The sequence below is a fragment of the Variovorax sp. LG9.2 genome (assembly GCF_035018885.1).
Classification (GTDB): domain Bacteria; phylum Pseudomonadota; class Gammaproteobacteria; order Burkholderiales; family Burkholderiaceae_C; genus Variovorax.
On record NZ_JASJXB010000003.1, the window covers coordinates 252,528 to 268,054 of the forward strand.

A 15,527-nucleotide genomic window follows, 5' to 3' on the forward strand; every position below is an offset into this window, starting at 1 on the left:
TTCCAAGCTGTGTATATTGTTTTGAGCCACAAGGACACTCTCAAATGGGCCAGAAACTGAAGATCACCGGCTGGATCGCCGCCGGCGCCGTTGCTGGCGTGTTGACCACCGTCTCTTTGCAGACGGTCGCACGGGGCTCCCTCGCCCCGTTGCCACTCGAAGAACTGCAACAACTCGCGGCCGTTTTCGGCATGGTGAAAAGCGATTACGTCGAGCCGATCGACGAAAAGAAGCTCATCTCCGATGCAATTTCCGGCATGGTCGCCGGGCTCGACCCGCACTCGCAGTACTTCGACAAGAAGTCCTTCAAGGAATTTCGCGAAGGCACGACCGGCCGCTTCGTCGGCGTCGGCATCGAGATTTCTCAGGAAGACGGGCTCATCAAAGTCGTATCTCCGATCGAGGGCTCACCGGCCTTCCGCGCGGGCCTCAAGCCGAACGATCTGATCACCAAGATCGACGACACAGCGGTGCGCGGCCTGAGCCTCAACGACTCGGTCAAACGCATGCGTGGCGAGTCGGGCACCAAGGTGCTGCTCACGATCTTTCGCAAGGACGAGAACCGCACTTTTCCCGTGACCATCACGCGCGAAGAAATCCGCACGCAGTCGGTTCGCGGCAAGGTCATGGAACCCGGCTACGCATGGATTCGCCTGTCGCAGTTCCAGGAACGAACTGTCGACGACTTCGTGAAGAAGGTCGAAGAAATCTACAAGCAGGAGCCCAACCTGAAGGGCATGGTGCTCGATCTGCGCAACGATCCGGGCGGCTTGCTGGATGCGGCCGTCGCCATCTCTGCTGCCTTCTTGCCGGAGAACGTGACGGTGGTGACGACCGACGGTCAACTGGCTGAAAGCAAGTCGGTCTACAAGGCGTCTCCCGAGTTCTATCAGCGCCGTGCCGGCAGCGATCCGTTGAAGGGCCTGCCCGCAGGCCTCAAGACCGTGCCACTGGTGGTGCTGGTCAATGAAGGCTCTGCGTCCGCCAGCGAGATCGTGGCTGGCGCGCTGCAAGACCATAAGCGCGGTACCGTCATGGGCAGCCAGACCTTCGGCAAGGGCTCGGTGCAGACCGTGCGTCCGCTGGGTCCCGACACCGGCTTGAAGATCACGACGGCGCGTTACTACACGCCGAGTGGCACCTCGATCCAGGCCAAGGGCATCGTGCCAAACGTGCTGGTCGACGAGAGCGCCGAGGGGAGCCCGTTCGCCGCGCTGCGTATGCGCGAAGCCGATCTCGAAAAGCATCTTTCCAGCGGTCAGGGCGCGGAGGTCAAAGACCCGGAACGCGAAAAGGCCCGCGATGACGCGCGCAAGCGCCTCGAAGAGGAAGCCAAGAAGCCGCCGCAAGATCGCAAGGTGCCTGAGTTCGGCACCGACAAGGACTTCGCTCTGGTGCAGGCGCTGGCCAAGCTCAAAGGCAACCCGGTGGTAGTGAGCAATACGCAGGTCGAGCGCAAGGAAGAGAAGAAAGAAAATTGAGCGATTGAACTGAGCGAGTCTGTTTTTCCATGGATGACGATGAGGCAAACAGCCGGGGAAACACCAGGGGTAACAGCGAGGATGACCGAGCTTTGCTTCGGTATTCCCGGCACCTGCTTCTGGAAGAACTCGATATCGACGGCCAGGCGCGACTCACTGCAGCGCGTGTTCTGGTAGTCGGCGTCGGCGGACTTGGCTCCCCTGTCGCGCTTTACCTCGCCGCGGCGGGGGTCGGCCACATCACCCTGATCGATGATGACACGGTGGACCTCACCAACTTGCAGCGTCAAATCGCGCACACGACCGCGCGCGTCGGACAGCGCAAGGTCGACTCCGCTGCAGCAGCGATGCGTGCGATCAACCCAGATATCAAGATCGAAACGATCGGCGAGCGGGCGGACGTTGGCCTGCTGGACCGGCTGGTCGCTGTATCGAATCTGATCGTCGATTGCTCGGACAATTTCGCCACCCGTCATGCCGTCAATCGCGCCTGCGTCATGCATCTCCGGCCGCTAGTGGCCGGTGCAGCCATTCGATTCGACGGACAGCTTGGCGTATATGACCTCCGCAACGATCAGTCGCCCTGCTATGCCTGCGTGTTCCCGCCAGATGCCGAGGTCGAAGAAACGCAGTGCAGCGTGCTGGGCGTCTTCGCCCCCGTCGTCGGCACAATTGGCACCTTGCAGGCGCACGAGGCATTGAAGCTACTGGCAGGCATAGGCACTTCCCTGGCGGGCCGGCTGCTGATGTTCGATGGCCTGGCGACGACCTTCGACCAAGTGAAGGTGGCGCGCGATCCGAATTGCCCCGTCTGCGCGAGCCGCGGATAAATAGACGGCTGTCGTCGCGCTACCGATGCATCGGTGCTCGGCTACCTGTTTACGGAACAGCGGTCTTGGCAGTCTTTGCCTTGGCGGCGCCGCTGGCGGCAGCACCCGCACCCGGCTTTTGCGCATCCGCCAGCACGCCCTGGCAATCGGCATCCTGACCTGGTCCGGTTTCGATCGTGGCGGCCAGCGCGAGCAACGGGTTGATCGCGCCCAGCGCCAGGGCCACCAGGCCGCGACCCGCGAGTGGCGCCACTTCGATAAATGGCTTGGGTGAGCCGAACGTACCCTTGATCGTCAACGGCGTACGCAATGACAGGATGCTCATGTCTTTGGGCTGAGGCTTGATCACGAAGTCCAGAGACTCGTTGGCAAAGCTCGCATTGCCCGTCGCGTTAAAGACGGTGTCATCGGTGTCGAAGACGATGGTACGTGTACTCATCAAGCCCTTGTCGACGTTGAGTGCGACTGCGCCACATCGCAGCGTCACATTGTGGTCTCCACGCAGCAGGAACTTGATGATCTCGCCACCGTCCAGTCCCAGAAATTCGAGTAGCAAATTGCTGAACTGGCCCTTACCAGTGATGGCTGCGATATCGCCCGACGAGGTCGCAAGCCACGATGCGACCGAGTTGCCCTGACCCGACAGATTCACTCGCCCATCGAGTTTGCCGAAGCTGGTCTTCAAGGTTTCGACCTTCGGGATCAACCGGTTGAGCTGCATACCCCGCACATCGAGCGACGCGCGGATGTCGGCAGGATTCTTTGCCGCGTCGATGCGAATCGCACCGCCGATCCTGCCGCTGGCCACGCCGAGGTCGAGCGGATCGAGCGTCAACACGCCGTCGGCCAACTTCACCTTCACGCTGCCCCGGTCCAGCGGCACCTGTCGCACGTTGGTGATGCGATCAGCCACGTAGGAGACGTCGGCGTTCATGGCGCGCAGTCGCTCGAAGTCGAGCGTCGCGGTCGGCAGCACGCGGGTACCCGGATCGCGTTGGGCCTTCTTGACTTGCGAAATCGTGGGCGGAGGCGCAACGCCTTCTACCGCGTTGGCAGACCGCTCTGTCGGCGGTAGGCCGATCAACGGGCCGAGATCGTCCATGTCCATGACACGCGAGCGCAAGCTACCCGAAAGGTAGGGTAGCTTTTGACCCTGGTCGAATTTCATATCGCCGCCGATGTCGGACAAGCCCAGCTTGCCTTTCATGGCCGCCACGCTCCAGAGCTTGCCGTTCTTGCGAAGCTCGCCGCCGAGTGCGTAAGGCGAGGTTTGCGGCAATGCGATGCCGAGCAACGGGAACAGGTCGCCGAGGTTCTGGCCCTTGATGTCGAACTTGGCGTCGATGCCTTCCAGCGTTGACAACTCGGCAGCCGTGCCGTGCACGCTCAGGGTGGTGTGACCTGCGGTCGCCTTGATCTCCAGCGGAAACGGCGGCGCACCGGCGGCTTTCAATTGCAAGACGTTGCCGGTCCGGCCGACAGCGGTCAACGGCTGCTTTTGGTAGGTGCCCTTGACCTTGTAGTCGAGCGGCATCTCGCCGCGACTGGTGTCGAAATTGAAGTCGACATGCAAGTCGACACCCAGGTGTTTGGCGAGAAAGTCAACTGCGCCGCCATCGACCTGGAGCAGTCCGATCGTCGGCGTGGTGCTGGTGTCCGAGGTGTCTTTGCCGAGCGCCCAAGTACGTCTTCCGTCCTGCTCCATCTGTAACCCGAGGACGGGTAAGGTCAGCGACAAACGGGGGATCATCACCTTCTTGGCGAGCAGCGGCCAAAGCCGGATATCGAACTCGGCTCGGTCCGCCTTCACCAGGTAAGGATCGCGCGCCCAGGAGGGATTTGCGAATTCGATGCCGTCGAACTTTACTGTCGCGCCACGAAGGCCGATCCCCACATCGAGGTGCCTAGTGATCTCGAACTTGCGGCCGGTTTTTTCGCTTACGTACCGGTTGATCGGTCCGCGAAGCACATCCCACGGAAAGAATACGACAACCAGAACCAGTATGAGGAGCAGCGCGACGACCACTGCCAGCACTTTGAGCGCGAGCGGGCGCTGCGTCGGGCGAGAAGACGGGCTCGTAGCGCTTGCATTCATCCGTCGAGATTACCGGGCTGTTGGCCGGAAGAAGGTCGGTGCCGGGCCGCATAAGGCGTGCGGCATTGCCTACGCTCTGCACGCGCTGGCGTGCAGGGTTTAGCAGGCCGGATCAGTCGATCAACTTGTTCTTCAATGCGTAATAGGTCAGATCGCTGTTAGACGACAGGTTCATCTTTTCCATCAAGCGCGTGCGGTAGGTGCTGACAGTCTTGACCGACAGCGACAATGTCTTGGCAATGTCGCCGGCGGTTTCGCCCTTGGCCAATTTCAGGAACACCTGAAATTCGCGCTCCGACAATTGCTCATGCGGCGCTGCGTCGTCCTTCCGGTCGAGCTGACGCGCCAGCAGCTCGGCCACGGCCGGCGTGATGTAGCGGCGGCCCATCGAGACGGTGCGAATCGCGTTCACGATTTCGATCGGATCGCATTCCTTGTTGAGGTAACCGCTCGCGCCTTGGCGAATCAGGTTCATCGCGTAGTGCTCTTCAGGGTATCCGCTCAGAATCAGGATTCCGACGTCGGGCGCCTTGGCGCGAATCATTGCAAGAGCGTCGATTCCGCTTTGACCCGGCATGGACAAGTCCATCACGAGAACATCGAGTTCAGTGGTGCGCACCAGTTCGATGGCCTCTCGACCGCTCGCCGCTTCTCCTGCTACGCGCAAGTCGACATGTTCGGAGAAAAACTGGCGCAGGCCCGAGCGCACGATGGCGTGGTCGTCCACAATCCCGATCTTGATCATCTGTTACTTTCTACGTTGCATCGCAGGTCGATGCACTGCTGACTGTCCGGTCCCTGATCCACAGATTATTCCCGAAATTGAACACGGAGCATCCTGAGAGTTCATGCGTTGGTTAGCGTTCCCGAAGATGGCCCTCGGCCTGACCCTGGCCACACTGGCCGCCCTTGCGCTGGTCGGCATCAATGAAGTCGGCTTTCGTCAATCGAACCGCGCGCTGGCAGAAATCGGCGCCGCGCAGCAGGTGCGCCTCGTGCTCAACGGGCTGATGCAGACCATCCTGGATGCAGAAACGGGCCAGCGGGGCTATCTGCTGACCGGCGAAGAACGCTATCGGGAGCCCTACGACGTCTCGGCCAAACAGATCGACGGGCAGCTCGCTATGCTCGGCACGCTCTACGCCGACCATCCCGCCGAACTCGCACGCCTGACGTTGCTGGCAAACCACGTAGCGCGCAAGCAAGCGGAAATGGACATGAGCGTACGTCTGCGAAAGTCAGGCGCTGAAGACGCATGGAAGTTCGTGATGACGACAGACGTTGGCCGCGAAGAGATGAACGCCATCCGCACACAGGCCGACCAGTTGGTGGCCGTCAGCAACGAAGCGCTGTTCAAGGGGCAGGCACAGATCGCCGAAGCCCTGAAGCTGGCACGCATCGGCATCGCGGTCGTCGCACTTGCGGCCCTGGTCGCCTTCTACCTGTACTTGCGGCAGAGTCATGCACTCCAGTCGGCCGGCAAGCGCCAGCAAGAAGCCTTGCAGCGAGAACGCAACGTGCTGGAAGATGAAGTGCGCGACCGCACGGCCATGCTCGCCGAGTTAGCAACCCACCTGCAGGACGTCCGTGAAAACGAGCGGGGCTATCTCGCCCGCGAGCTGCACGATGAACTCGGCTCGCTGCTGACCGCAGCCAAGCTGGACGTGGCGCGGCTGAAGTCGAAGCTGGCGGATTCGGCCGACGCGGCGCAGCGATTGCAGCACCTGACCGACCTGCTCAACAGCGGCATCGCGCTCAAGCGCCGCATCATCGAAGACTTGCGGCCATCATCGCTGTCGAACCTGGGTCTCGTTGCATCGCTGGAGATTCTGGGTCGCGAATTTGCCGACCGCTCGGGCATCCGAGTCGAGATGGCGCTGGAGCCAGTGGTGCTGGACGAGGGGCTTCAGCTCACCATCTATCGCATGGTCCAGGAGAGCCTGACCAACATCGGCAAGTACGCGGAGGCCAACGAGGCGACGATCGTTCTGAAAAACTACGAAAACCATGTGATTGCCGAAGTTCGAGACAACGGCAAGGGCTTCGATCCGCGCAAGGTACGCCCGGCAACGCACGGACTCGCCGGCATGCGTCATCGCGTGGAAGCAGCACACGGCAAGCTGAGCATCACGTCGACGGATGGACAAGGGACTCTGGTGAGTGCCATGCTGCCCGCGACCAAAGCTCCTTCACCGGATTGACCGATTCGTCACTCTCCTACGCCCTGCGACCGCCGCTGCTGACAGGGGTTTTGAGTAGCGCCACTTATTGTGTAAAGCATCCGTTCAGCAGGTGGACGGAGGTATTCCAAGGAGCCCGTCATGCTGCACTACACAGTTGTCTTTCTGGTCATCGCGCTGATTGCCGCGGTGTTTGGCTTTGGTGGCATCGCTGCCGGCGCCGTTGGCATCGCCAAGATACTCTTCTTTATCTTCGCGGTGCTTACCCTGATCAGCTTCTTCATCGGGCGCTCTCGCAAAGGGTGAACGCCTGAAAGGTTTCAATTCACCGCCGGAGTTCGGATCCTTACGGAAAAGGCCTCTGATCGAAGATTACCTCCGTCCGCTACGCTGTCACACTCACTGAAAGGAAATTCGACAATGAATACCACCGCTTCTAAGACCGCATCGCAACTGGCCGACGATGCACGCCAAACGGCCAACGACGCCATCGACAGTACCCGTGCCTACGCACAAAACGCAGTGAATGCTGCGGGTGAAAAAGTACGTGACATGAAGCGCGACTTCGAACCCAGTGTCGAACAGTTGGCGGCACGTGTTCAGCAAGCCGTTCAGCGCGGTCTCGACGCGGCATCGAGCACCAGCGCACGTGCGCAACGCAACATTGAAAAGGCCGCCGATGTCACCGGTCGGTACATCTCCGACCAGCCGGTTCGTTCGGTGCTTGTCGCAGCAGCGGCCGGTGCGGCCATCACCGCATTGATTGTGCTCGCAAGCCGCCGTCGGGACGACTACTAGTCTCTGAAGCCAGGCTTGCTCTCGCCCAACGCACGACATGCTTCATCCCATTTTTTCAACGGTGCTCGGGCACCCGGAACTGGTCGCCGACCACATTGCCAATTACGCCGCTCTTCTGAAAGAAGAAACTGCGGCTGCAGGGCGCGGTGTCTTTCACCGGATCATCGCCAGCGTGCTGGCCATCGTCAGCGCCCTGCTGGCGCTTGGCCTGATCGGCATTGCTGTCATGCTCGGCGTGCTGCATGGTTCGTTCAATTGGGTGCTGGTGATTGTTCCGGGAGTTGCAGTGTTCGTGGCGGCTATATCTGCCTACCTGGCGGCGCGGCCTTCTGCGTTGCACCCGTTCGACGACTTCCGCGAGCAACTCGGTGCAGACATGAGTGCTCTTCACGCAGCTGGAGAGCGCCGTGGACGCTAGTGCATCCTCTTCGTCATCTTTCGCGTTGACCGCGCAAGAGCGCCTTGCACTGTCTCGCAGAGCGCTGGTCCACCAGCTGCAAGGCGGACGACCGGAGCCTTCGGTAAGCGAGAGCGTTGGGGACGGCGACGGCAACACCAACTATGAGAATGAAGCGTACGTCGGCAAAGGCGATCGCCCAGGGTTGCTCGATCGCTTCGCATGGACTTCGATGGCCAAGCGTGTTGGCCAACGCTGGTGGCGCCGCCATCCCGCAAATACCGTGGGACAGCTTGCCCAGCCACTGCTGGAGCATTACGCGCGTCAGCAACCCTTCAAGCTGGTCGCAATTGCCACTGCAGCCGGTGCAGTGCTGGTGTTGGCCAAGCCTTGGCGGCTGCTCTCGGTGACTGCGGTCATTGCGGCTGTCATGAAGACATCCGACATTGCCGATGTCGTGAATACATTGATGCAAAACCGCGTTCCGGAAGAAGCATCTAAATCCGCGAACAGGTGATTGCAGGCGCAGTTCATTCCTGCGCCAGACATGTTGCACACAAGAATTAAAAAGCCCGGGTGACCGGGCTTTTTAATTCTTGCCCGAAGTCGACACACTTCAGGCTCGGACTTCCAGCTGGTTCCTGACAGAAGTCACCCCGTGTACGTTCTTGGCGATGTCTTCGGCGCGTGACTTGGCCTCAGCGTTAGGCGCCGGGCCTTTGAGGTTGACCACGCCGGCAGTGGTAGTGACGCTTATCTTGATCGCGCTCAGGTCAGGGTCTTTCGCAAGGCCGGCAGAAACAGCGGCGGTGATCGCCGCATCGTCGACCTTGGCGGAGATTGCAATTCCCGCATCCTTGATATCAGCCTTGAGCTTGGGGTCCGCTATCATTTCCTTGGTCTTCGCCGCCGCCGTTTCTGCCGCCTGCTCGGTCTTGGCAATGCCCGCGTCGACCTTCTCGCCTACTGTTCGGTTGTTGCCGCTGTCACAGGCCGAAAGCGCTGCCGCCCCTGCGATCGCGATAGCGACAAACGCGGCCATTTGCCGCGGAAAGGTGCGAATCGTTTCGTTCATAGAGAGGCTCCTGCCGATTGCGACGCTTGGTCCATCGCGTGTATTTGCCCGCAAATGCTCGCAAGTTGGCGGGCACCTGCGCACGGCGCGGTTCCGTCGAAGTCAGAGCTTGTCAGCACCCGACTTGATGGCGTCTTTTGTCTTTTCCTTGACATCGCCGTACGTGCTTTGCACCTTACCGGAAGCTTGGTCGCCCAAGCCTTCGCCTTGGAGCTTTTCGTTGCCCACGACCTTGCCAGCGACTTCCTTGACCTTGCCCTTGGCTTGATCCAGACGACCTTCAACTTGATCCTTGTTCATGACGTTTTCCTTCCAAATAAGTGGATGAACACGTGGCTCAGAAATAAGAACCACTGACGCAAATCTAGTTGCGCAGAGTGTTTGCCGGTGGGGTCGCAGGTCGCATACCGACGTAGGACAACGAAGCTCACGCCGTAAGGATCCACCCTTCAAGCGGATCGATGCCGGAGGGCAAACCGAACCCGACCGGTGGCTCGTTTTTTCGCACAAGCGCCCACGCTGCTTGCACCAGACACAGTGCGGCATCGATGCGGTCGCCACGCGCATCGGCAAGGAGCAGGGCACGCTGCGTGTCGCTCAATTTAAGCGCGAGGCCGAGCCGCGTTGCTCCCTGCTCCAAAGCAGACAGCAAGTCGGCGCGTGCGACAGCACGTTCGGGCGTCTGCTTTTTGACATCGTCGCTCTTGTAGCTACGGCGCCCGATCAGTTCACGCGCCAGCATCCCGGGATATGCCTCCAAGGCGATGCGCCGGGACTCGTCGCGTCTAGCCTGCAAGCCCGGGAATGCAGCGCCCGCAGCGATGAGTCGCGGAACGCCCGCGTGCAGCATGAAAGCCACTGGCGGATTGACCCACTTCATCGATGGACTCGAACCCGCCGGACCATCGGTAGCGCGGTGCGCGAACTTGCCGCCCACCGGGCGCGCTGCGCAGAACGCAGAGAACGCGAGCCGAATGTCTGCACGGGTCAGCGCAGCATAGTGCGCCATCAAGGCCGCCCACTCAACGGGCCAGCCGAGTTGCTCGACCAGTTCGCGCGGCAACCCGAACGGCAGATCGAATCCTCCGATCCATTCAGGCGTCGCATGGAGCCAATTGGCCCATTGATCGAGCGAAGCGAAATGTTCGAAGCGGCCGAGGACGACATGGCTGCCGTCCAGAATGCCGATCGCGACGACGATCGGCTTGCGCGAGGTTGGCGCGCTAGAAAAGTCGCAGCCTAAGAGAAGCATGACGACGAGCCTGCGATCGAATGCGCCGGAGCAGAAGCTAGCGTGAACACTGAACCGGCCGCCGTATTCAAGCCGGCGTCAGACCACAGGTCAGTGCCGACCGACGATCGCCGCACCCGCCATCAACTCCTCCAGCAAGGCCATCGACACCTTGCCTGACACTGCGTACGGATTGAGTTCGGGCTTTTCGGAATACTTGAGCAGCGTGGAAGAGTTGAGCCGCGACAGATTGACCTGGCCCATCGTCCAGCCGCCGAAGCGGCGCTCGGTGATTTCCTCGAAATGCAACAGGAGCACGTCCTTGTGACGGGGATCTTTCTGAATGTGCCCGTACAGCTCGCTGATGGCAGTGCGTCCGCCTTCTATCGCCTGCAAGAAGATGCCTTGCCCATAGCAAAGAATGCCGGTAATGCCACACGCGGTGTTGTGCGCGCGCGAGGGGCCGAGGATGGATTCGATGGCTGCCGCGCTTGTGTCGACCGCGCGGCTTGCATAGAGAAGTCGGACCAGCATCATTCAGCCCTTTCGCGGCAGAAGTGAAAGGAATTCGCGGCGCAGGTTGGGGTCTTTAAGAAACACGCCGCGCATGACGGAGTTGATCATCTTGCTGTCCATTTCCTTCACGCCGCGCCATGCCATGCAGAAGTGCTCTGCTTCCATGACGAGGGCGAGGCCATCGGGCTGCGTCTTCTCCTGAATGAGGTCGGCAAGTTGCACCACGGCCTCTTCCTGGATCTGAGGACGACCCATCACCCATTCCGCAAGCCGTGCGTACTTGGACAGCCCGATCACGTTGGTGTGCTCGTTCGGCATGATGCCGATCCAGAGCTTGCCGATGATCGGACAGAAGTGGTGCGAACATGCGCTGCGCACCGTAATCGGGCCGACGATCATCAGTTCGTTCAAGTGCTCGGCATTGGGGAACTCGGTGAGCTTGGGCGGCGAAACATAGCGGCCGGCGAACACCTCGTTGAGGTACATCTTGGCAACGCGCCGCGCTGTGTTGTCGGTGTTGTGATCGTGCTCGACATCGATCACCAGGCTTTCGAGCACGCCCTTCATCTTGACCTCGACCTCGTCGAGCAACGCCGCCATTTCCCCCGGCTCGATGAAGTCGGCGATGTTGTCGTTGGCGTTGAAGCGCTTGCGCGCCGTGGTCAGCCGCTCACGAATCTTGACCGACACGGGCGTGCCTTCGTCGTCATCGCCGCGGTCGGCGCCCTGTGCGGTATCAGCTTTCTTCAACATGCTGGAATCCTATCAATCAAAGCAAAAAATCGGTCACCAAGGGCAGGTGATCCGACATGCGCGACCAGATGGGACCGCGCGGGGCAGAGCATTCGACCGGCTCGATATGGCGCCCATAAATAAAATCGAGCTGCGCGACGGGCAATCGCGATGGGTAGGTCAGCGTGCGCGTGCCGTGCACGTCACGCAGGCCCATCGCATTCATTGCGACGCGCATGCGCGCGCCCCAGTCGTTGAAGTCGCCCGCCACGATGACGGCTTCGTCGGGCGAAATCTCGCGCTCGATGAACTCTCGCAGTCGCACGATCTGCCGCACACGGCTGCCCTTGATCAGGCCCAGGTGAACGACGATGGCATGCACCGGCCGGTCGTTGATGTTGATGACTACATGCAGCAGGCCGCGCTGCTCGAAGCGGTGGTCTGAAATATCCTGGTGGCCCTGGCGCAGTACCGGCCAACGCGTGAGCAACGCATTGCCGTGTTCGCCGTGCCGTGTCACCGCATTGGTTTCGTAGACCGCCGTATATCCCTCGGGCGCCAAAAAATCTGCTTGAGGCAATTCGGGCCACTGGCTGAAGCGCGCTGCCGCCTGCCGGTTCATCTTGCGCACTTCCTGCAGGCACACGATGTCGGCGTCGAGCTGCTCGATGGCGTGCCCCAAGTTATGGATTTCCAGACGACGCGCGGGGCCGATCCCTTGCACACCTTTATGGATGTTGTAGGTGGCCACACGCAATGTCGAACTCGAACCGGTCATTGAGCAAATTGTGGCAGTAACAGAATAGCTTCGGCGTTGGACGGAGAAAAGCAGGCGTCGGCCGCATCCCGGTAAGGCAGCCATTTCCAAGCGGTGTGCTCGCGCGGTGCGAGCCTAGGCACCAACCTCTCGGGCACGCGCAAGCTGAACAGGTGTTCGGTGTTGTGCCTCGTGCCTGGCGCGTATCGGCCAAGCCACTGCGAATAGATTTCGTACACGTTTTGTACCCGCCAGTCGACCAGTTGCGATGCCAACGCGCTGCCTTCGCCGCACTCGATACCGGTTTCTTCTCCGACTTCGCGTGCGGCGGTCAATGCCAACGGCTCGTTAAGTGCATCTTTGCTGCCGGTAACCGACTGCCAGAACTCATCGGCGTCGGCGCGTCTGAGAAGTAGTACGTCGAGTGCAGACGTATAGATCACTACCAACACCGACTCGGGGATTTTCCAGGCACGTTCGGTCATCGTGCCTCCCGATGCCGTCAGGCTTCCTGGACGTTACGCAGCTTGATGTGCAGCTCGCGCAGTTGCTTTTCGTCGACCGGGCTCGGCGCCTGCGTGAGCAAGTCCTGCGCGCGCTGGGTCTTGGGAAAAGCGATGACGTCGCGGATCGATTCGGCGCCCGTCATGAGCATCACCAGGCGGTCGAGACCAATGGCGATGCCGCCGTGCGGCGGCGCGCCGTATTGCAGCGCGTCGAGCAGGAAGCCGAACTTGTGCTGCGCGTCTTCGGCGTTGATCTTGAGCGCGCGGAACACCTTGCTTTGAACTTCCTCCCGATGGATACGCACCGAGCCGCCCCCCATCTCGATGCCGTTGAGCACCATGTCGTAGGCCTTGGCGATGCACTTCTCCGGTGCCGTGTCCATCAGGTCTTCATGACCGTCCTTGGGCGCGGTGAACGGGTGATGCACGGCCGACCAGCGCTGACCTTCTTCGTCGAATTCGAACATTGGAAAGTCGATCACCCAGAGCGGTGCCCAGCGGTCGTCGAACAGGCCTGCCTTCTTGCCGAAAGCGCTGTGACCGATCTTCACGCGCAACGCGCCGATCGCGTCGTTCACTACCTTTTCCTTGTCTGCGCCAAAGAACAGGATGTCGCCGTTGCGGGCGCCGGTGCGCGCGATGATCTCGGCCAGAGTGGCGTCGTCGAGGTTCTTCACGATCGGGCTTTGCAGGCCTTCACGGCCGGCCGCTGCATCGTTCACCTTGATGTACGCCAAGCCCTTGGCGCCGTAGATCTTGACGAACTCGGTGTAGGCATCGATCTCGCTGCGCGGCATGCCGCCTTCACCGCCGCCACCCTTGACGCGCAGGGCGACGACGCGGCCGCCTTCCATCGTTGCGGCGTTCGAGAACACCTTGAAGTCGACGCGCTTCATGAGTTCGGTCAGCTCGGTGAACTCGAGCTTGACGCGCAGGTCGGGCTTGTCGGAGCCGTACTTGAACATGGCGTCCGAGTACGTCATCGTCGGGAACACGGGCAAATCGATGGCGGCTGCCGAGCGAAACACCTGGCGAATCATCTTTTCGAACATCTCGCGGATTTCTTCTTCCGCCATGAACGAGGTTTCAATGTCGATCTGCGTGAACTCCGGCTGGCGGTCGGCGCGCAGGTCTTCGTCGCGGAAGCATTTGACGATCTGGTAGTAACGGTCGTAGCCGGCCACCATCAGGAGCTGCTTGAAGAGCTGAGGCGATTGCGGCAGCGCGAAGAAGCTGCCGTCGTGCACACGACTCGGCACCAGGTAGTCGCGCGCGCCTTCGGGCGTCGACTTGCCGAGCATCGGCGTTTCGATGTCGATGAAGCCGTTGGCATCGAGGAACTTGCGCGCCTCCATCGTCACCTTGTAGCGCAGCATCATGTTGCGCTGCATCGCGGGGCGGCGCAGGTCGAGCACGCGGTGGGTGAGGCGTGTCGTCTCGCTGAGGTTGTCGTCGTCCAGTGTGAACGGTGGGGTCACGGACGGGTTGAGCACCTTGATTTCATGGCACAGCACTTCGATCTTGCCGCTCTTGAGCGTGTCGTTGACCGTGCCTTCAGGCCGTGCTCGCACCAGGCCCTTGACCTGCACGCAGAACTCATTGCGCAAGTCTTCGGCAATAGCGAACTGCGCGGCACGGTCGGGATCGCACACCACCTGCACGTAGCCTTCGCGGTCGCGCAGATCGATGAAGATAACGCCGCCATGGTCGCGCCGACGATTGACCCAACCGCAAAGGCTGACGGTTTCACCCAATCGGGCCTCGGTCACCAGACCGCAATATTCAGAACGCATGAGCATGATGATTTCCGGCGCCCGCGGGGCGCGTCTTGTCTTGTTTACTGCTTGATCGCCACCGTGGAAGGACCGCCTGGAACGACCACCCCCATCGACACGATGTACTTGAGCGCGTCGTCCACGCTCATCTTCAATTCAATGCAATCGCTTCGCTTGAGCATCACGAAGTAGCCACCTGTCGGGTTGGGCGTGGTCGGCACATAGACTCCGAGGTAGTCCCCGCCACCCATGTGTTCGAGCACATCGGCACCCGGCGTGCCCGTCACGAAAGCGATGGTCCAGAGACCCTCACGCGGCCATTGCACCAGCACGGCCGTACGAAACGCATTGCCGTTCTCGGAGAACAGCGTGTCGGACACCTGCTTCACGCTCGAATAAATAGACCGCACGACCGGAATGCGCCGCACTACCGCGTCGCCCCATCCCAGCAACCGCTTGCCGACGAAATTGCTGGCGACCGCGCCCACTGCCAGCAGGATGGCCAGCGTAAGCAGCACGCCCAGACCGCGCACCTTGTGGTCGAACAGCCACTTTTGCCAGTCGTCGGGCAGCAGCCACAACGTCTGGTCGAGCGTGCCGATGATCCAGTTCAGCACGCCCAGCGTGATGACCAGCGGCACGATGACCAGCAAGCCTGACAGGAGCCATTTGCGAATCGCGTGCATGAAAAGTCTCAGTCGCCCTTGGCTGCTGGCTTTGGCGAAGGCGGCGCGGCGGCAGGCGTGCTGGCCACGGCGGGCGCGGGCGAAGCGGCCGGCGCTGCGGGGCTTGCAGCCGGTGCGTCGGCGCTGCCGCTGGCAGGTTCGGCCGACTTGGCATCCGACTTCTGATCCGGCGTGTCGCCGGGCTTGTCTGATTTGTCTGCCGGCTTCTTGCCTCCACCCTCGCGGAAGTCGGTCACGTACCAGCCCGAGCCCTTGAGCTGAAAGCCTGCCGCGGTCACCTGCTTCTCGAACGTGCTCTTGCCGCAGTTCGGACACACCGTGAGCGGTGCGTCGGACATTTTTTGCAGCGAGTCTTTGGCGAAGCCGCAGGAACTGCATTTATAGGCGTAAATGGGCATGTAGGGGCAAGCAAAAGTGCGGCAGAACGCCGCTTGCAAAGCCCTCGATTATAAGGGCGCTCCCCTACTG

Annotated in this window: 19 protein-coding genes; 7 read left to right on the forward strand and 12 right to left on the reverse strand. The window is 61.0% G+C overall.

Annotation, left to right across the window (positions count from 1 at the left end; genetic code table 11):
- Positions 1 to 44: 44 nt before the first annotated feature.
- Together QN413_RS04755 and QN413_RS04760 are read left to right on the forward strand one after the other, a co-directional pair.
- Positions 45 to 1,481, forward strand: a complete 1,437-nt coding sequence (locus tag QN413_RS04755) for a S41 family peptidase (protein WP_323495488.1) — start codon at positions 45 to 47, stop codon at positions 1,479 to 1,481.
- Positions 1,482 to 1,510: 29 nt separating this feature from the next.
- A complete protein-coding gene (locus tag QN413_RS04760; RefSeq protein WP_323495489.1) occupies positions 1,511 to 2,311 on the forward strand; it encodes a molybdopterin-synthase adenylyltransferase MoeB in 801 nt (266 codons plus the stop codon).
- A gap of 49 nt (positions 2,312 to 2,360) precedes the next feature.
- On the opposite strand, the gene QN413_RS04765 is transcribed toward QN413_RS04760, so the two are convergent.
- The gene (locus QN413_RS04765; RefSeq protein WP_323495490.1) at positions 2,361 to 4,406 is read right to left on the reverse strand and encodes an AsmA family protein; all 2,046 of its coding nucleotides are present in this window, start codon (positions 4,404 to 4,406) and stop codon (positions 2,361 to 2,363) included.
- A gap of 112 nt (positions 4,407 to 4,518) precedes the next feature.
- The gene (locus tag QN413_RS04770; RefSeq protein ID WP_187054620.1) at positions 4,519 to 5,151 is read right to left on the reverse strand and encodes a response regulator transcription factor; all 633 of its coding nucleotides are present in this window, start codon (positions 5,149 to 5,151) and stop codon (positions 4,519 to 4,521) included.
- Between the two features lie 103 nt (positions 5,152 to 5,254).
- On the opposite strand from QN413_RS04770, the gene QN413_RS04775 reads away from it, so the two are divergent.
- From QN413_RS04775 to QN413_RS04795, 5 genes are all read left to right on the forward strand, one after another.
- On the forward strand, positions 5,255 to 6,607 hold the full coding sequence (locus tag QN413_RS04775; RefSeq protein ID WP_323495491.1) for a CHASE3 domain-containing protein: 1,353 nt from the start codon (positions 5,255 to 5,257) through the stop codon (positions 6,605 to 6,607).
- Between the two features lie 120 nt (positions 6,608 to 6,727).
- Complete coding sequence (locus QN413_RS04780) at positions 6,728 to 6,892, forward strand: DUF1328 domain-containing protein (RefSeq protein WP_323495492.1); 165 nt, start codon at positions 6,728 to 6,730, stop codon at positions 6,890 to 6,892.
- A 114-nt stretch (positions 6,893 to 7,006) separates the two neighbouring features.
- On the forward strand, positions 7,007 to 7,384 hold the full coding sequence (locus tag QN413_RS04785) for a hypothetical protein (protein ID WP_187054618.1): 378 nt from the start codon (positions 7,007 to 7,009) through the stop codon (positions 7,382 to 7,384).
- Positions 7,385 to 7,421: 37 nt separating this feature from the next.
- Positions 7,422 to 7,802 carry a hypothetical protein gene (locus QN413_RS04790; RefSeq protein WP_323495493.1) on the forward strand — a complete coding sequence of 127 codons (381 nt, stop codon included), beginning with the start codon at positions 7,422 to 7,424 and terminating at the stop codon, positions 7,800 to 7,802.
- A 211-nt stretch (positions 7,803 to 8,013) separates the two neighbouring features.
- A complete protein-coding gene (locus tag QN413_RS04795; RefSeq protein ID WP_323495494.1) occupies positions 8,014 to 8,298 on the forward strand; it encodes a hypothetical protein in 285 nt (94 codons plus the stop codon).
- Between the two features lie 99 nt (positions 8,299 to 8,397).
- Here QN413_RS04795 and QN413_RS04800 read toward each other — a convergent pair whose 3' ends face one another.
- From QN413_RS04800 to QN413_RS04845, 10 genes are all read right to left on the reverse strand, one after another.
- Positions 8,398 to 8,856 (reverse strand): BON domain-containing protein, encoded by a 459-nt coding sequence (locus tag QN413_RS04800; protein WP_323495496.1) that lies wholly within the window; start codon positions 8,854 to 8,856, stop codon positions 8,398 to 8,400.
- Between the two features lie 102 nt (positions 8,857 to 8,958).
- Complete coding sequence (locus QN413_RS04805) at positions 8,959 to 9,156, reverse strand: CsbD family protein (protein ID WP_323495497.1); 198 nt, start codon at positions 9,154 to 9,156, stop codon at positions 8,959 to 8,961.
- Between the two features lie 127 nt (positions 9,157 to 9,283).
- Positions 9,284 to 10,108: a DUF429 domain-containing protein gene (locus QN413_RS04810; RefSeq protein WP_323495498.1), complete on the reverse strand. Its 825-nt coding sequence runs from the start codon at positions 10,106 to 10,108 to the stop codon at positions 9,284 to 9,286.
- A 90-nt stretch (positions 10,109 to 10,198) separates the two neighbouring features.
- Positions 10,199 to 10,621 carry a BLUF domain-containing protein gene (locus QN413_RS04815; RefSeq protein WP_187054902.1) on the reverse strand — a complete coding sequence of 141 codons (423 nt, stop codon included), beginning with the start codon at positions 10,619 to 10,621 and terminating at the stop codon, positions 10,199 to 10,201.
- A 3-nt stretch (positions 10,622 to 10,624) separates the two neighbouring features.
- Entirely contained in the window at positions 10,625 to 11,356 is a 732-nt protein-coding gene (gene folE, locus QN413_RS04820) for a GTP cyclohydrolase I (RefSeq protein ID WP_323495499.1), read from the reverse strand.
- Positions 11,357 to 11,372: 16 nt separating this feature from the next.
- The gene (locus QN413_RS04825) at positions 11,373 to 12,113 is read right to left on the reverse strand and encodes an endonuclease/exonuclease/phosphatase family protein (protein WP_323495500.1); all 741 of its coding nucleotides are present in this window, start codon (positions 12,111 to 12,113) and stop codon (positions 11,373 to 11,375) included.
- Entirely contained in the window at positions 12,110 to 12,577 is a 468-nt protein-coding gene (gene nudB, locus QN413_RS04830) for a dihydroneopterin triphosphate diphosphatase (protein ID WP_323495501.1), read from the reverse strand. The genes QN413_RS04825 and nudB overlap by 4 nt, the downstream gene beginning before the upstream one ends.
- Positions 12,578 to 12,594: 17 nt before the next feature.
- The gene (gene aspS / locus QN413_RS04835) at positions 12,595 to 14,397 is read right to left on the reverse strand and encodes an aspartate--tRNA ligase (protein WP_323495502.1); all 1,803 of its coding nucleotides are present in this window, start codon (positions 14,395 to 14,397) and stop codon (positions 12,595 to 12,597) included.
- A 38-nt stretch (positions 14,398 to 14,435) separates the two neighbouring features.
- Positions 14,436 to 15,059 (reverse strand): DUF502 domain-containing protein, encoded by a 624-nt coding sequence (locus QN413_RS04840; protein ID WP_187054608.1) that lies wholly within the window; start codon positions 15,057 to 15,059, stop codon positions 14,436 to 14,438.
- Between the two features lie 8 nt (positions 15,060 to 15,067).
- On the reverse strand, positions 15,068 to 15,457 hold the full coding sequence (locus QN413_RS04845; RefSeq protein ID WP_323495503.1) for an FmdB family zinc ribbon protein: 390 nt from the start codon (positions 15,455 to 15,457) through the stop codon (positions 15,068 to 15,070).
- Positions 15,458 to 15,527 lie beyond the last annotated feature (70 nt).

Coding starts and splice junctions, on each gene's coding strand:
- QN413_RS04765 (WP_323495490.1), bottom strand. CDS start 4,406: ATGAATGCAAGCGCTACGAGCCCGTCTTCTCGCCCGACGCAGCGCCCG.
- folE (WP_323495499.1), bottom strand. CDS start 11,356: ATGTTGAAGAAAGCTGATACCGCACAGGGCGCCGACCGCGGCGATGAC.
- QN413_RS04775 (WP_323495491.1), top strand. CDS start 5,255: ATGCGTTGGTTAGCGTTCCCGAAGATGGCCCTCGGCCTGACCCTGGCC.
- QN413_RS04780 (WP_323495492.1), top strand. CDS start 6,728: ATGCTGCACTACACAGTTGTCTTTCTGGTCATCGCGCTGATTGCCGCG.
- QN413_RS04825 (WP_323495500.1), bottom strand. CDS start 12,113: ATGACCGGTTCGAGTTCGACATTGCGTGTGGCCACCTACAACATCCAT.
- QN413_RS04770 (WP_187054620.1), bottom strand. CDS start 5,151: ATGATCAAGATCGGGATTGTGGACGACCACGCCATCGTGCGCTCGGGC.
- QN413_RS04845 (WP_323495503.1), bottom strand. CDS start 15,457: ATGCCCATTTACGCCTATAAATGCAGTTCCTGCGGCTTCGCCAAAGAC.
- QN413_RS04755 (WP_323495488.1), top strand. CDS start 45: ATGGGCCAGAAACTGAAGATCACCGGCTGGATCGCCGCCGGCGCCGTT.
- QN413_RS04840 (WP_187054608.1), bottom strand. CDS start 15,059: ATGCACGCGATTCGCAAATGGCTCCTGTCAGGCTTGCTGGTCATCGTG.
- QN413_RS04760 (WP_323495489.1), top strand. CDS start 1,511: ATGGATGACGATGAGGCAAACAGCCGGGGAAACACCAGGGGTAACAGC.
- QN413_RS04815 (WP_187054902.1), bottom strand. CDS start 10,621: ATGCTGGTCCGACTTCTCTATGCAAGCCGCGCGGTCGACACAAGCGCG.
- QN413_RS04810 (WP_323495498.1), bottom strand. CDS start 10,108: ATGCTTCTCTTAGGCTGCGACTTTTCTAGCGCGCCAACCTCGCGCAAG.
- QN413_RS04785 (WP_187054618.1), top strand. CDS start 7,007: ATGAATACCACCGCTTCTAAGACCGCATCGCAACTGGCCGACGATGCA.
- nudB (WP_323495501.1), bottom strand. CDS start 12,577: ATGACCGAACGTGCCTGGAAAATCCCCGAGTCGGTGTTGGTAGTGATC.
- QN413_RS04800 (WP_323495496.1), bottom strand. CDS start 8,856: ATGAACGAAACGATTCGCACCTTTCCGCGGCAAATGGCCGCGTTTGTC.
- QN413_RS04805 (WP_323495497.1), bottom strand. CDS start 9,156: ATGAACAAGGATCAAGTTGAAGGTCGTCTGGATCAAGCCAAGGGCAAG.
- QN413_RS04795 (WP_323495494.1), top strand. CDS start 8,014: ATGGCCAAGCGTGTTGGCCAACGCTGGTGGCGCCGCCATCCCGCAAAT.
- aspS (WP_323495502.1), bottom strand. CDS start 14,397: ATGCTCATGCGTTCTGAATATTGCGGTCTGGTGACCGAGGCCCGATTG.
- QN413_RS04790 (WP_323495493.1), top strand. CDS start 7,422: ATGCTTCATCCCATTTTTTCAACGGTGCTCGGGCACCCGGAACTGGTC.